Below are 14,745 nucleotides of genomic sequence, written 5' to 3'. Positions count from 1 at the left end.
ATCGATGTTCAAACCCTAAAAGGTCCAGAGACCTGCGATCAGTGCTCCAGGTAGGTTTCCAATTGCGCAGCAAGGTGCTCCATGGCCTGCTGAAGGGCGTCCACCGCCTCGGTCAACACCGCCGAATCCAGACCTTCGCTGGCGGTTTCCAAGGCCTCACAGGCCTGAATCAGCGACTGCGCTTTGATGATCCGCGCGCCCCCCTTGACCCGGTGTGCAAGGTCAGCCAACCCGGGTAAATCATGCTGTGTGAACAAGCGCAAAAGTTTCGCCATGTCGTCGTCATTACTGGTGGCCAGATCCGCCAGCAGGCTCTTGATTGACGCCCGGTCACCTCGGGTCAGTTGCTCAAGACTGCTCACGTCAAAATCAACGCCGCCCTCCGCCATGCCGGCATCCTCAACTTCGTTTGCAGGTCGGGCGTGAGGCGTAACCGAGGCCAGACGCGCATTCAGATCCTTGAGACTGATGGGTTTGAACAGGCAATCGTCCATGCCCGCTTCCGCGCAACGCGCCATCTCTTCGGCCAGGGCATTGGCGGTGAATCCCAGTACCAGGCTGCGCGGTAACGCTCGTGCAGCTTCTTCGTCGCGTATCGCCCGCGCCAGCTCGTAGCCGTTCATGATCGGCATGTTGCAATCGGTGATAACCACATCGAAAGACTCGTTGCGCCAGGCTCGTAAGCCATGGGCACCGTCTTCCGCATCCGTGACCCGGTGCCCCAGATAAGTCAGCTGCTGGGACAACAACAAACGGTTGGCCGGATAGTCATCGATCACCAGGATATTCAGCGCCCGACTGACCGTCACCGGTTCAATCTCGGCCACCGCCACGCGTGCCTGGGGCTGGAGGGTGGATAAACTCAGACGCACCTCAATCTGCGTACCCTGCCCCAGTTCACTGTGCATCGTCAGCGTGCCGCCCATCATCTCGCACAAGGTACGGCTGATCACCAGACCCAGCCCGGAACCGCCCTGCGCAGACTGGCCATGGTTGCCAGCCTGCGTGAACGGCGTGAACAGCCGTTGCTGATCTTCGACAGATATTCCGCGACCGCTGTCTTCGACCCGCAGGCATAGCGCCAACCGATCCTGGTCAGCAGCAAGTTCTACCCGCATGCGCAACACGACGTGGCCCACCTCGGTGAACTTGATCGCATTGCTCAACAGGTTCGACAGCACTTGCTTGAAGCGCAGCGGATCGATCAATACGTCTACGTTGGCCAGCGTATCCAGATCCAGTTGCAGGCGCAGTTGCTTCTGTCGCGCCAAGCCTTCGAATATCCGCACCACCGACTCGATCAGCTCACGCAGATTGGCCCGCTCCGGCGCCAGCGACAAACGGCCGGATTCGATCCGTGCGATGTCGAGAATGTCGCCGATAAGATCGAGCAAGCCCCGCGCTGCGCCCGAGGCCACCTCAATGGCGAAACGGTCCATGACGCCCTGATCGGCTTTTTTCATGGCCAGTTCAAGCATCCCGATCACGGCATTCATCGGCGTGCGGATCTCGTGACTCATGGTCGCCAGGAACGTGGTCTTGGCGCGGTTGGCATCATCGGCGCCATCTTTGGCGATGCGCAGCTCGTGCAACAGTTGCTGGCGTTCACTGACGTCGATCCAGCCGGAAATCATGCCGCTGACTTCGCCATCACTGCCACGGTAAGGCAGCATCCAGTGATAAATAGTCAGGACACGACCGTCTGCCAGGCTGAGCTTGCGATCCTCAATCCGCGGCAAGCCTTCATCCATGATTTGCCGGTAATCGTTTGCATAGCCCTGCGCTTCGACAGTGTCACTCAGCACCCCGTCGGTCACGGTTTTGCCGATTACCGCTTCGCGTTCAACGCCAAACACTTGCAGGTAACCGCTGTTACAAGTCACCAGCCGTCCTTCGCGGTCACGCACATAGATCGGGTGTGGCGTGCCGTCGATCAACACGCGCATGAACTCCATCTGGTCGTTGAGGGCGATTTCAGCCTGGCGCCGCTTGCGCATCAGCATGCGCAGATAAGCAATCCAGCCGAACGCCACCAGCAGCAAGACGCCGGCAATGATGAACCCTTGAATGATCGTGCTGCGGTGGCGCAACCAATAGCTGTCGTCGACCACAACGTCAGTACGCCAGCGGTTGGTGAGTTCATCCATTTCTTCAGGGGAAATGCTCAACAGCGCCTTGTCGAGAATCGAGTACAACTCCAGCGCACCACGATCGGTGGCCAGCGCTATGCGCGCCTGCTGAGTGCCCACGGTGCTGGTGACTTGCAACTGGCCGCGATACTGGCGGGAGATCAAGTAGCGAGCATTGAGCAAGGAATTGATCGCGCCGTCGACTTCGCCCTGCGCAACCATGTTCATCGCGTCGGCAGCATTTCGCGCCGTCACCAGATGCACCTGAGGGAACTGCTCCACCAAGTATTCGCGCAATACGTTGCCGCGAATCAACGCTAAACGCTTGCCGGCCATTTGATCCAGGGTCTGGGGACTTGCATCGCCGCTGGCCGTGACCAATACGAACGGGTTGGTCAGGTAAGGCCGGGTGAAACGTAAAGCGCCTTCACGCTCGGTACTGGGGGTAAACGCGGCGAGCATGTCAGCCTTGCCACTGGTCACCCGATCAACGAGGTCACTGACCGACTCGGCCCGTTGCACGTCGAATTTCAGGCCGGTGCGCAGGCTGATCTTGGCCAGCACATCGGCACTGATACCACGAAAATTACCTTCACTGTCGAAGAACGTCAGCGGTAGAAAATTCTCGTTGATCGCCACTTTTATCCTGGGATGACGCTCCAGCCAACGCTGCTCACTGACACTGAAATGCAGGATCTGTCGCCCGGGCATGGTCGCGCCCCCGGCACTCCAGCGGCGCAAAATGCTCATGCGCTCACTGGTGGGAATCGTGTCCAGCGCCGTATTGAGGATACGCAACAGTCGGTCATTGCCACGACTCACGGCAAAGCCGAAAGGCTGCACTTCCATCTGCGAGAAATCACTGAGCTGGACGTTATTGAGGTAATTCTTGCTGATCAGGTAGTTGGAACTGATCGAGTCGCCCAGGTACACGTCCGCCTGGCTGAACGCCACCGCACCGATAGCGCTCAAGGTCGAGGGATACAACTGGATGATGGCCTTGGGATAAAACGCCTTCACCACTTCTGGCGGCAAATAGTGATAGAGCATTGCCACGCGTTTGCCAGCCAGATCCACCGGCAGGTTCTGGTTCTCGCCGATACGGGTCAACAACGTCGGTTGATCATCGGCGTACGGATTGGACATCGCCAGGTCGGGATCCACCGCCTCGTAACCATTGGCGGTGCCCAGCAAATCAATCTCACCGTTTTTGAGCGCAGCCAGCACCTCGGTGCGTGACTCAAACCGACGCACCTCGACCTTGATATGCAGCAACTGAGCGATCAATTGCGCGTAGTCGGCCGTCAGACCTTCGTAGTCATTGTCATTAGTGGTAATGCCAAACGGTGCGTAATCGGGAGCCGAAGCGCCCAGCAACAACGTTTTACGATGCCGCAACCAGCTCCAGTCCGCCTCGTCGAGTGAAACCGAGTATTCATCGACCGTCGAACGCCCAAGCAATTGCAATGTTTCAGGCGCAGCAGCAAAGGCATTGCCAGCCATCAGCAAGCCAGACAGCAACAGCCCCGCGAAGCACTTTTTGAAGGAAGTATTCATCTAGACAAGGTTATTGCGCTTGGCGAAATCGGCGAGGTACACCACCGATTTGACCTTGAGCTTCTCGATCAGGCGGGTCTTGTACGTGCTGACGGTTTTGTTGCTCAACAACATCGCCTCACCGATTTCCTTGTTGCTCAGGCCATTGGACAACTGTTGCAAGATCGTCAGCTCACGGTCGGACAAACTCTGGATGAGTTCCAGATCAGTAGTATCGACATCGCTGCGCCGTACCGAGCTGGTGGCCAGATTGGGAAAGAAGGTATAGCCGTCCATCACGGCCTTGATGGCTTTGATCAGCTCATCAAGGTCGTTGGTCTTGGAGATATAGCCAGCAGCTCCGGCCTTCATGCAGCGCATGGAGTAGAACAACGCCGATTGCGAAGTCAGCACCAGCACCTTGCTCGACAGCCCCAGTGCACTGATGCGCGAAATCACTTCCAGCCCATCGAGCTTGGGCATGGCGATATCCAGAATAATCAGATCCGGGGCGTGTTCACGGGCCAGTTGCACAGCGTCGGCGCCGTTGTCCGCCTCGGCCACGACCTCGAACTGTTCCTGCTTGAGCAACATCTTGACCGAAGAGCGAATGAACGGATGATCGTCCACAACTATCGCTTTAAGCATAAAAACCTCTGGAGGACACGCCGGTAACCGACATTTTCAAGGCCATGAGTGTGAGTGGTACAGCCAGCCATTCGGTGCGAATAGCAAAAATACACGAGCGCGAATGAAGTGTAGGAAAATTCTGCAAACACATCGGAGCAAACCGTGAAGCATTCACCGTGCACTCCCCAACGCTTCCAGCCATTGCAGCAAATCGTGCCCAGTCATGGGCCGGGCCAGGTGATACCCCTGGCCGGTGTCACAACCCAGTTCAAGCAGGCCCTCACGAATCCGCGAACTGCTGACGCCCTCGATCACCAGCCTCATGTCCAGCGACTGCGCCAACCCCTGAGTGCAAGTGACCATGGCGCGGTTGCGTTGACGATCCAGGCGCTGGACGAAGCGTCCATCAAGCTTGATCTGATTGAACGGTAGCTGGCATAGCAGCTTGAGCGAAGAGAAGCCCACGCCGAAATCATCGACCGACAGACCGCAGCCCAATAGTCTCAATCGCAGGAGGTTTTCATGGATGCCGGGGGCGCTGTCGAGCAAGCCGTTTTCCGCCAGTTCAAACATCAGCGTCGAGCCCTTGAAGGCATGTCGTTCAAGTGCCCGTTTGATGTGATCGATCAGTTCACCGCTGGCCAGTTGCGAGGCATGCAGGTTGAACGCCAGCGTCAGATTGACGCCTTGGCGACGCAAGATGCCCATAAGACTCAAGCCCTGCTCCAGCAAGTGTTTGAACATCTGATCAATCAAGTCATACGCCAGCACTGCCGCCAGGAACTCACTGGGCAGTAACACACCCCGTGCCGGGTGCTGCCATCGCGCAAGCGCCTCGAACCCGACTGCTGTGCCGGTCTGGAGTTCTATCTGCGGCTGAAACCAGGCACGAAACTCCCCCAACGCAAGCCCGCGGCGCACCTCTTCTTCACTGGGCAGTTCTTTGCGCAGCACGCTCGGCACCGGCACTGTCCGATCGAGACTGAAGCGGTGCAGCAAACGATGCAGTGAGCGCAGTTGAATCGGCCGACGGAGTATCCCGAGCAGTTGCAGCCCGGCCAGCGAGTGCATTTGCCCCAGCGCACGATGCAACTCTGGTTGCAATTCGCTGCACAGCACCACCGCGCGCACCATGCCGCTTTGACTGGCGCGCCGCAGAAACTCAAGGCAATCGAGCCCGCGATCGGTCAGGTCGCACAGCACGATGTCGACGCCGCCATACAGGTGCATCTGCACCATCGCATGTTCGCCATCCGTGGCTTGCACTACGTCATGCACGGCCAGGCGCTGCAGCATCTTCACCAGCACGCTGCGCGCAAAACCTTGATTTTCCAACACCAGAATACGTGGGGAGGCCATCGTCAATTCATCGCTTAATCGACCTGAGAGCAGGCATATTGGCGACAGCCGAGAGCATGCTGCGAAGGACTTATCCGACAGTCATGTAGGAAATTTCCCAGAGACAACCCATACAAAAATAACCCCGCTGGCGCCGGCAGCCTGCCTCAGTAATAGATGATCTGTACCACCATGATTGCTTCGAACGGCCCGACCTTGGGATCGCCCAACGATACGACCGAAGCACTGAACGGCAGGTCGATATGAGTCACGTCCGCCGGAAAGTTGACCAGAGGAAAGGGTTCGTTGATCGGCACCAGTTGGTTGCGTGAGTCCCGTACCTGAATGCCAAACTGGCTATCACTGGCGGGCACAAGGGTGTAATCACCCTGCTGTTGAGTGGTGACCAATGTGGCGCCCAGGTTGATCGCCGTGCTGCATCGTTTCTCCAGCGCCAGGCTGAACGGCCGGGTCGGATTGGGCGGTGAGAGGCCGGTGGCGGTTTTCTGGATGATCCCGAAATCGACGATGCCCGGCTCCGGGGTTACCGTCACATCAACACTGCAAGCCGTCCCGACAATGTTTTGCAGGCCGCTGAGTTGAAAACGGAAATTACCGAACGGGTTGCCCGGCCCGCCATTGAGTCCATACAACCCGTCGAACTGGAATACGTCGTACGTATCTTGTGAGGGCCGCTGCAGCGGTAACAGCCCGCGTTTGCGGATGACCACCTGAAACGCGATGCTCGGACTGACCAACGAACACGGCAACATCTCTGCGTCATTGGTGGCAGACGGGCAGCCCCGTGAAACAAACCCGGTATTCACCCCTTGGGTGGGGTTGGCGCTCCAGTCACCGTCCCAGGCTGTCACGCCCTTGTACACCAGACCAAACTCAATACCCCAAGGCGTCGCGTTCAATCCGGCCGGGTTGCCGTAGAAATAAATCGGGTCGTCTTCGGCAAAATGGATGTCGTGAACCTTAAAGCACTTGGCGGGCACCACATGCGTTTTCGAGCGCCAGATGATCGTACCGTCCGGCACCGTATCGGGCACCGACACCGGGCCGATGTATTCACTCAGGTAAGAGCCGTCATTCAACGATTTACACAACATCGCCCAGGACGCCTGAGAAAACATCAGCAACAGCATCGCCAGACAAAGCCTGAGCTGCGTGCGCTTCATGGCTTGACGCCCGTGCAGACATTCGCCGCGCAATTGAACAACGTATCGGTCTGCCCACCGAAATCGTTCATGTTCGATACCCGCAGCGAGGTGAACGCCGTGCTGGTCAATGGAAAACGTGCGTTGGCGTAGGGCGCGATCATGATCGTGTCGATCGGCATCCGGGTCTTTTGCTCACCGGCCAGCAGCCCGACCACGGTGATGTGAAACGGCGTCGGGTTCTCCACCAAAAGCTGTTTAGTGCCCGAATCGATTTTCAGCTTCAGGCCCAGTGCCAGATCATCGCCACGTTCGCGTTTGACCGAGGCCGGGCGATAGAACAGCTTGATCTTCGATTGAAGGGCGATCTGCATCGAGTTGACGGCCTGGGTCTTGGGTGGAATCTCCCGCACGTTGAGGTAAAACACCGATTCTCGATCTTTGGGCAACGCCAGCTCAGGCAGTTTCACGATGCGCAACACGCTACTTTCACTGGGTTCAATGCGCTGCAAGGGCGGCAGCACCATGAACGGCGTCGTGACTTTTTGACCGGCTTCGTTTTCGATCCACGACTGCACGACAAAAGGCAACTGCGCGTTCTTGTTGCTGAGCGTGACGCTGACTGACGGCGCGCTTTCCTCGAACACGATTCGCGTTCGATCCGGCACTACGGCCGCACTGGCCAAGAAAGGAACACACAGGCCTGCAATGAGGCCCAAACGATTGAACAGGCCACGGGTTGTAGCGAATGAAAGCGATTGCATGGAGGTTCTCCGCAAGGATAAGGGCCGAGTCAATTTCGGGCCCGGATTAAAGGCAGCGCACGGGTTTGGCGATGTTGGTCACGACGTCTTCTTCAGGCAGTGCGGCCAAGGCACAACGATTGACGTCGTCCCATACCGCGACCAACTCAGCCTGCGCTTTGACGCCCAGCAGATAAGTCACCCCGGCTTCACCGACGATGCCCACTTCCTTGTTGGTGTGTTTGTCCTGCACCGACGCCCCGAAAGGCACCGGTTTGCCATCAGCGCGAGTCAACGTCACATAGGCGTTATGCCCACGGGCAGTGGAAAAATTGACATAGCCAATAGCGCCCTCGGTGAGCGCCAGACGCTGCACAGGGTTGGAGACTTCTGTGTTGAGCGGCAACTTTTCCATGTTGATCCGCGCTTCATAGGCCTGGAACGATGGCAAACCGTCCATCACCGCGTATCCGGTCTGGTTGGAGCGGGTCTGACCACTGAACGCCACGTCCGGCACACCATCGGTCGACACCAGTAGCCGCGTATCGCCATTCGAACCGTTGCCGTGCGCCGACACGCCATAGCGAGTGGCGACCAGCGAACTGTCGAGCTCGCCGGTCAGCGAACGGTAGGTGCTGCCATCGGTGGTAGCAGACGCGTTGGCTCGATAGGTGGATGCGCGCTTGCCGACATAAGCGTTGACGTAGCGGTTGTCCCCGATCCCGCCATACACCTGATAATTCAGGCCATCGCCGTCATCGTGGCTATAACCGACGTTGCCCGACGACGCGTCTGCTCCCGAGCGCTGCATGTTGCTCGACAACATCGAGTTACCGCCCAGCGGAATGGAAACCCCGAGATAGATTTGCGAGTCGTTCTGCCGCGTATTGCGGGTTTGATACGCGGACAGGTTGGCATTGATGTTCTTGACGTTGCCGATGGAAAAACTGCGCGCCAGCGACAGACCGAAACGCTCGGAAGGCGCCGCATCCCAATAGGTGGAATGGTCGTAGGAAACACTCGTCGACAGCCAGGAAAAATGCTTGGCCAGCGTCACCGAATAACGCTGTTTGCCCGAGTTCAGCGAATAGGAATCCACATCGCCGACAAACTGCGAGAAGTTGGTAAACGTCTTGTCGGAAAAGCGATAACCGAGAAACCGCAGGTCTGTGCCAATGGCATCGAAACGCTTGGAATAGTTGATCCGGTACGAATTACCCACCACCGTTTCGCCGCTCCAGCGCAGCTTGGCCCGCGACGTGGTGACGTCTGCCGACAAGGCGCCGAACACCCCCAGATCCTTACCGACGCCGATGGCGTCCGAGAAGTAATCCGAGGCGGCAAGCACACCGCCATACACCGTCCAGTCCCGTGGTAAACCGTAGGCGATCTCTGAAGCAATAAACCCGGGCTCGGTGCCACCGGCGCCGTTGAGCCGCGGCTGCCCGGCCGAAACCTTGTAGCGCAACTCGCCCTCGCGGGACAGAAACGGTACCGCCGCCGTGGTGACCGTGAAGGTCTGCTCGGTGCCGTCCTCTTCGCGCACGGTGACATCCAGCGTGCCTTGGGCGCTGCTGTTCAAATCCTGAATGCTGAATGCGCCGGGAGTCACCGTGGTCGAGTACAACACCCGGCCCTGCTGCGACACGGTCACGGTCGCGTTGGTCCGCGCCAAACCACTGATCAACGGCGCATAACCGCGCAGACTGGGCGGCAGCATGCGGTCGTCACTGCTCAGCGTGGCACCACGCAGGGCAAACGTATCGAACACATCGGAGTTCAAATAATCTTCGCCCACCGACAGTTTCGAGCGAATGGCCGGCAAGGCGCGATAGGCATAGAGACGGTTCAACTGAAACGCCTTGCTGTTGATGTCGCCACTCTGGTTACCGGACTCTTGCCGAGCCTGGTAATCGGCACGAATCCGCCAGGCGTCAATGTTCAACCCGGCGGTGCCGTAACTTTGCAACGAACGGGAATCACCGGACGCCGTGGACTGGCGGCTGTTGGCGATCACCCGGTAATCGAGCAATGCGCCGTTCAGCCCCTCGCTCCAGGCAGCCGGAGGAATGTAATTGGGATCGTCATATTCAAACGTCGCCTGAGGCAGACTGATCGAGAGTCGTCCCAGACTTTTGATGTACTTGATGCTGGCGTTGTCGATCCCGCGCAGATCAACGCACTGGCCGTCAGACAGTCTTGGCAGGCTCTTCAATACGTCCGGTTTCAAACCGAACATCGCCACCAGTTCTTCTGGCAGGCAGGCATAACTTTCCTGCGGATTGTCAGCACTTTTGAATTCGATGGCACGGTTGCCGAAGTAACGCTGATTGACCGTGATATCCAGCAAGTAACTGCCGGGCACAGTGTATTGGGCGTGGGTAAACTGTCCGAGGCTGATATTGTCTTTACGATCAATATTCAGAAACTCCGAATTGAACTCCACGGCGTATGAATCGCGCGCAGCGATGATCAATACGCAAGACACGAAAAGTGTGCGGCAGTACACGGGCAATACCCTTTAAACAGTGCTCTGACAGATAAGAAAAAAGGGGCTTTCGCCCCTTTTCCTTAAAACAATCGATACGGGCGTATCAGTTGTAGGCAACAGTGAAGTTGGCAACGCTGTCCGCTTCACCGGTGGTCACGGCAGCAGCGGTGGCTTCGTACATCGCCGCGAAGGTCACGGTGTTGTTGCCGTCTTGCAGAACGACCGGCGCGACTTGCTCCTTGCCGTTATCGAGCATTTCACCAGCGCTGGCCTGCAGGCGGATGCCGACGTTCTGGGCCAGGCCAGTCGTCGCGAACAGTGCTGGAACCGATGGATCCTGCACACCGCTGAAGGTAAAGCGGGCGTTCTTCTGGGTGGTGGTGTCGCAGTCGGTCAGGACGATGTCGAACTTGACCGGGTCGGAGCGATCACCCGTAGCCTTGAAACGGTTCGACGGCACCTGACCCAGGGAAACAGTTTGATCAAGGGAGTTGGCGTCGATACCGCATGCACCGGAAACGATTTCACCGATAAAACGCACGGTGCCCGGGTTGCCGGTTGCTGGTGCAGCATTGGCGAAAGAAGCAAGGCTCATGGCAACAGCAGCGGTAGTCACAGCGAAAAACTTATTCATCGTAGGCATCTCTAGGGATAGTTATTTATCAGGCCCAGCGGCCTGGCTTCCCAAATAACTCACGAGCGGCAACTTGGTTTATCGCTGTAACAAATAAACCATGGCTTATTTCGACAACTGAAGCCCCCATACTTTTGGCCATCGCCGCCGGTACTTTCCTGGCCCAACAGTTGTGAAAAAAGTTTATGCCTCACTGATTATTCAGGACGCCGGGCATCTCTGCTCCGGGGAAAATAATGAGTGATGCCCCCTAGTGAAAATGTAAGTTCTTTCTCTGCGAGATGTAGGACATTTCCCAGTGCTAATCGGTGGTGCTCGGACTCCAGAACGCCTGCACCACCAACGTTGACGTCGAGATCCGCGCCACCAGTGCGTCGAGTTCATCACCATCGACCGAGGTGGTTGCCAGCGTCGCTTCGATCTCGATTTCATCGGCACCAAACGCGTGCACATCGACATCGCTCGCCGGGTAATTGCTGCGCTCAAGCTCGGCCTCGAGCAAAGCGAACACGGCGGTTTGCTGGGAGCGTCGGGCGATGACGTAAATGATGTTGGTGACTTCGGCCGAGACCACGTCCAGTGGCTGACGGTTGATGTTGTTGACGATCGGCCGCAGCAAGGTGTTGGCGGCGAGGATGAACAACGTGCCGAGCACCGCTTCGGCAAGCAGATCGGCACCGGCACAGGCGCCTACCGCGGCTGAGGTCCACAGGGTCGCGGCGGTGTTGAGGCCGCGCACGTTGCCCTCTTCGCGCATGATCACCCCGGCGCCGAGAAAGCCGATGCCGGAGACCACGTAGGCGACCACGCGCACCGCGCCTTCAGCGCCGGCGAGACGGTTGGCCATGTCGACGAAAATCGCTGCACCGACGGCGACCAGCACGTTGGTGCGCAGGCCGGCGGTGCGTTGCCGGTACTGGCGTTCGAAGCCGATCAGGCCACCGAGGATGAAGGCGGCGCTGAGGCTGACCAGGGTGTCGAGCAGCGAATCGAGGTTGAGGTTGTTGATGGCTTGCATAGTAATGTCCCTGAATACACACAAATCCCCCTGTAGGAGCTGCCGCAGGCTGCGATCTTTTGATTTTGTTTTTAAAAGACAAGATCAAAAGATCGCAGCCTGCGGCAGCTCCTACGGGGGAGAGCAATCCTGCGGTTATTGCCAGCCGAACCGGCGGATGTAGAAACCTTTCACCGCCTGAGTCAGCGCCATGTACGCCAGCAGAATCACCGGCAGGAACACGAAGTACAGCGACGGCAGCGCCTGCAATTTGAAGTAGTGCGCCAGCGGCCCCATCGGCAGGAAGATGCCGACCGCCATGATGATCCCGGTCATCACCAGCAGCGGCATCGCGGCGCGGCTTTGCAGGAACGGAATCTTCGGCGTGCGGATCATGTGCACGATCAGCGTCTGGGTCAGCAAGCCCACCACGAACCAGCCGGACTGGAACAGCGTCTGGTGATCCGGGGTGTTGGCGTCAAACACGTACCACATCAAGGCGAACGTGGTGATGTCGAAGATCGAACTGATCGGGCCGAAGAACAGCATGAAGCGCCCGACGTCACCCGGCTGCCAGCGTTGCGGTTTTTTCAGCATGTCCTCATCGACGTTATCGAACGGAATGGCGATCTGCGAAATATCGTAGAGCAGGTTCTGCACCAGCAGGTGCATCGGCAGCATCGGCAGGAACGGAATGAACGCACTGGCGACCAGCACCGAGAACACGTTGCCGAAGTTGGAACTGGCGGTCATCTTGATGTACTTGAGCATGTTGGCGAAGGTGCGCCGCCCTTCGAGCACGCCCTCCTCCAGCACCATCAGGCTCTTTTCCAGGAGGATGATGTCGGCCGCCTCCTTGGCGATGTCCACCGCGCTGTCCACGGAAATACCGATGTCAGCGGTACGCAGGGCAGGCGCGTCGTTGATGCCATCGCCCATGAAGCCGACCACGTGGCCGTTGCCTTTGAGGATGCGCACGATGCGTTCCTTGTGCGACGGCGTCAGTTTGGCGAAAACGTTGGTCTTCTCCACAGCCACTGCCAGTTCGGCATCGCTCATGCGCTCGACGTCGTTGCCCAGCAGCAGACCTTGTTGCGCAAGACCCACTTCGCGGCAGATCTTCGCGGTCACCAGCTCGTTGTCGCCGGTCAGCACTTTCACCGCCACGCCATGTTCGGCCAAGGCTTTGAGCGCCGGCGCGGTGCTTTCCTTCGGTGGATCGAGGAATGCCACGTAACCGATCAGCGTCAGTCCGTTTTCATCAGCCAGGCTGTACGTGTCGCGACCTTCCGGCATCGAGCGTGCAGCCACGGCTACTACGCGCAAGCCTTCAGCGTTGAATGCTGCGGTGACCTGACGAATCCGGGTCAGCAATTCATCGCTCAAGGCTTCATCGACCTCGCCGTGACGCACCCGGCTGCATACCGCCAAGACTTCTTCCACCGCACCTTTGCAGATCAACTGATGTGGCTGGCCACGTCCTTCGACCACCACCGACATACGCCGACGATTGAAGTCGAACGGGATCTCGTCAACCTTGCGAAACGTCGTGCCGACTTTCAGTTCACGGTGGATTTCCACGTGCTCGAGCACGGCGACATCGAGCAGGTTTTTCAGGCCGGTCTGGTAGTAGCTGTTCAGATAGGCCATTTCCAGCACGTCGTCGGAGTCTTCGCCCCAGACGTCGACATTGCGCGCGAGGAAGATCTTGTCCTGGGTCAGGGTGCCGGTCTTGTCAGTGCACAGCACGTCCATCGCGCCGAAGTTCTGGATCGCATCAAGGCGTTTGACGATGACTTTCTTGCGCGACAGGAACACCGCGCCTTTGGCCAGCGTCGAGGTGACAATCATCGGCAGCATTTCCGGGGTCAGGCCCACTGCAATCGACAGCGCGAACAGCAATGCTTCGGTCCAGTCGCCCTTGGTGAAACCGTTGATGAACAGCACCAGCGGCGCCATCACGAACATGAAACGGATCAACAGCCAGCTGACTTTGTTGACGCCTTGCTGGAACGAAGTGACCGCGCGATCAGTGGCGCCGACACGCTGCGCCAGTGCACCGAAATAGGTGCTATTGCCCGTGGTGAGAATCACCGCCACCGCCGTGCCGGACACGACGTTGGTGCCCATGAACAGGATGTTGTCCAGCTCCAGCGGATTGCGTGTGTCGCGATCTGCCTGACGCGGAAACTTCTCCACCGGCATCGATTCGCCGGTCATCGCCGCCTGGCTGACAAACAGATCCTTGGCGCTGAGCACCCGGCAATCAGCGGGAATCATGTCACCGGCCGAGAGCACGATCAGATCGCCCGGCACCAGTTGCTTGATCGGCAATTCGCTGCGCGGCGCGTCACGGCGCATCACCGTGGCGGTGTTGCTGACCATGGCTTTCAGCGCATCGGCGGCCTGGTTAGATTTGCTTTCCTGCCAGAAGCGCAGCAGCGTCGACAGCACCACCATGGAGAAAATCACCACGGCGGCCTTGAGGTCTTCAGTCAGCCACGAGATCACCGCCAACAGGGTCAGCAGCAAGTTGAACGGGTTTTTGTAGCAGTGCCACAGGTGCGTCCACCACGGCAGCGGCTGCTCGTGTTCGACTTCGTTGAGGCCGTATTGCGCACGCAGCGCATCGACTTCGAAATCGGTCAGGCCATCGGAATGCGTGCCGAGTGACGACAGCAATACGCCGCTGTCGCAATGCGCAGCGTCGACCAGCGTGTTGGCCAAAGTCGGCGGGACTTCACGGCTGACCGTGGTGTCGTTGATCGATTCCAGCAGCGCCAGACGACGGAAGTGCCGGGCGATGTGGCGGGTCCGCAGGAAGCCTGCGAAAAATTCCTTGAGCGTAAGTTTCATGGCTGTTGCCCCTATGGTCAGCCGGGAAACCGTCAAGCAGGTACGGCCGCGCCTCGTCCGCCGGAATAACCGGCACGGCAAGGCTTGGCGCGCCGGTCAGAAACGACAGGCGTGTCGATAGGGCTGCGATCACGACGGTGCAGTCGAAATCACGCTCTGTTCAGCGTCGATGAGAAGGAACGTCCAGACATGGCCCAGGACGGGGCATGCACGGGATGCCGCAGCTCG

At 58.3% G+C, this 14,745-nt stretch carries 9 protein-coding genes; all 9 read right to left on the bottom strand.

The window, feature by feature from the left end:
* Positions 1-38: 38 nt before the first annotated feature.
* Positions 39-3,686 (bottom strand): transporter substrate-binding domain-containing protein, encoded by a 3,648-nt coding sequence (locus tag BK670_RS03475; RefSeq protein ID WP_123448622.1) that lies wholly within the window; start codon positions 3,684-3,686, stop codon positions 39-41.
* Positions 3,687-4,313 carry a response regulator transcription factor gene (locus BK670_RS03470; RefSeq protein ID WP_123448621.1) on the bottom strand — a complete coding sequence of 209 codons (627 nt, stop codon included), beginning with the start codon at positions 4,311-4,313 and terminating at the stop codon, positions 3,687-3,689.
* A gap of 153 nt (positions 4,314-4,466) precedes the next feature.
* Complete coding sequence (locus BK670_RS03465; protein ID WP_123448620.1) at positions 4,467-5,654, bottom strand: EAL domain-containing response regulator; 1,188 nt, start codon at positions 5,652-5,654, stop codon at positions 4,467-4,469.
* A gap of 146 nt (positions 5,655-5,800) precedes the next feature.
* Positions 5,801-6,817 (bottom strand): fimbrial protein, encoded by a 1,017-nt coding sequence (locus BK670_RS03460; protein WP_123448619.1) that lies wholly within the window; start codon positions 6,815-6,817, stop codon positions 5,801-5,803.
* Positions 6,814-7,560, bottom strand: coding sequence for a fimbrial biogenesis chaperone (locus BK670_RS03455; RefSeq protein ID WP_123448618.1), 747 nt, complete (start codon positions 7,558-7,560; stop codon positions 6,814-6,816). Before BK670_RS03455 ends, BK670_RS03460 begins: the two co-directional genes overlap by 4 nt.
* 46 nt (positions 7,561-7,606) lie before the next feature.
* On the bottom strand, positions 7,607-9,985 hold the full coding sequence (locus BK670_RS03450) for a fimbria/pilus outer membrane usher protein (protein ID WP_259697520.1): 2,379 nt from the start codon (positions 9,983-9,985) through the stop codon (positions 7,607-7,609).
* 148 nt (positions 9,986-10,133) lie between these two features.
* The gene (locus BK670_RS03445) at positions 10,134-10,664 is read right to left on the bottom strand and encodes a fimbrial protein (protein WP_123448617.1); all 531 of its coding nucleotides are present in this window, start codon (positions 10,662-10,664) and stop codon (positions 10,134-10,136) included.
* A gap of 301 nt (positions 10,665-10,965) precedes the next feature.
* Complete coding sequence (locus BK670_RS03440) at positions 10,966-11,682, bottom strand: MgtC/SapB family protein (RefSeq protein ID WP_123448616.1); 717 nt, start codon at positions 11,680-11,682, stop codon at positions 10,966-10,968.
* A 135-nt stretch (positions 11,683-11,817) separates the two neighbouring features.
* Complete coding sequence (gene mgtA / locus BK670_RS03435) at positions 11,818-14,517, bottom strand: magnesium-translocating P-type ATPase (RefSeq protein WP_123448615.1); 2,700 nt, start codon at positions 14,515-14,517, stop codon at positions 11,818-11,820.
* Positions 14,518-14,745: the final 228 nt, after the last annotated feature.

The sequence above is a fragment of the Pseudomonas fluorescens genome, from assembly GCF_003732425.1.
GTDB lineage: Bacteria > Pseudomonadota > Gammaproteobacteria > Pseudomonadales > Pseudomonadaceae > Aquipseudomonas > Aquipseudomonas fluorescens_BE.
The sequence above is the reverse complement of the archived record's forward strand: the minus strand, read 5'-3'. Positions and strand labels throughout refer to the sequence as shown.

Excerpts from the sequence above, each read along its gene's own strand:
- BK670_RS03475 (WP_123448622.1), bottom strand. The coding sequence starts at position 3,686 with ATGAATACTTCCTTCAAAAAGTGCTTCGCGGGGCTGTTGCTGTCTGGC.
- BK670_RS03470 (WP_123448621.1), bottom strand. The coding sequence starts at position 4,313 with ATGCTTAAAGCGATAGTTGTGGACGATCATCCGTTCATTCGCTCTTCG.
- BK670_RS03465 (WP_123448620.1), bottom strand. The coding sequence starts at position 5,654 with ATGGCCTCCCCACGTATTCTGGTGTTGGAAAATCAAGGTTTTGCGCGC.
- BK670_RS03460 (WP_123448619.1), bottom strand. The coding sequence starts at position 6,817 with ATGAAGCGCACGCAGCTCAGGCTTTGTCTGGCGATGCTGTTGCTGATG.
- BK670_RS03455 (WP_123448618.1), bottom strand. The coding sequence starts at position 7,560 with ATGCAATCGCTTTCATTCGCTACAACCCGTGGCCTGTTCAATCGTTTG.
- BK670_RS03445 (WP_123448617.1), bottom strand. The coding sequence starts at position 10,664 with ATGAATAAGTTTTTCGCTGTGACTACCGCTGCTGTTGCCATGAGCCTT.
- BK670_RS03440 (WP_123448616.1), bottom strand. The coding sequence starts at position 11,682 with ATGCAAGCCATCAACAACCTCAACCTCGATTCGCTGCTCGACACCCTG.
- mgtA (WP_123448615.1), bottom strand. The coding sequence starts at position 14,517 with ATGAAACTTACGCTCAAGGAATTTTTCGCAGGCTTCCTGCGGACCCGC.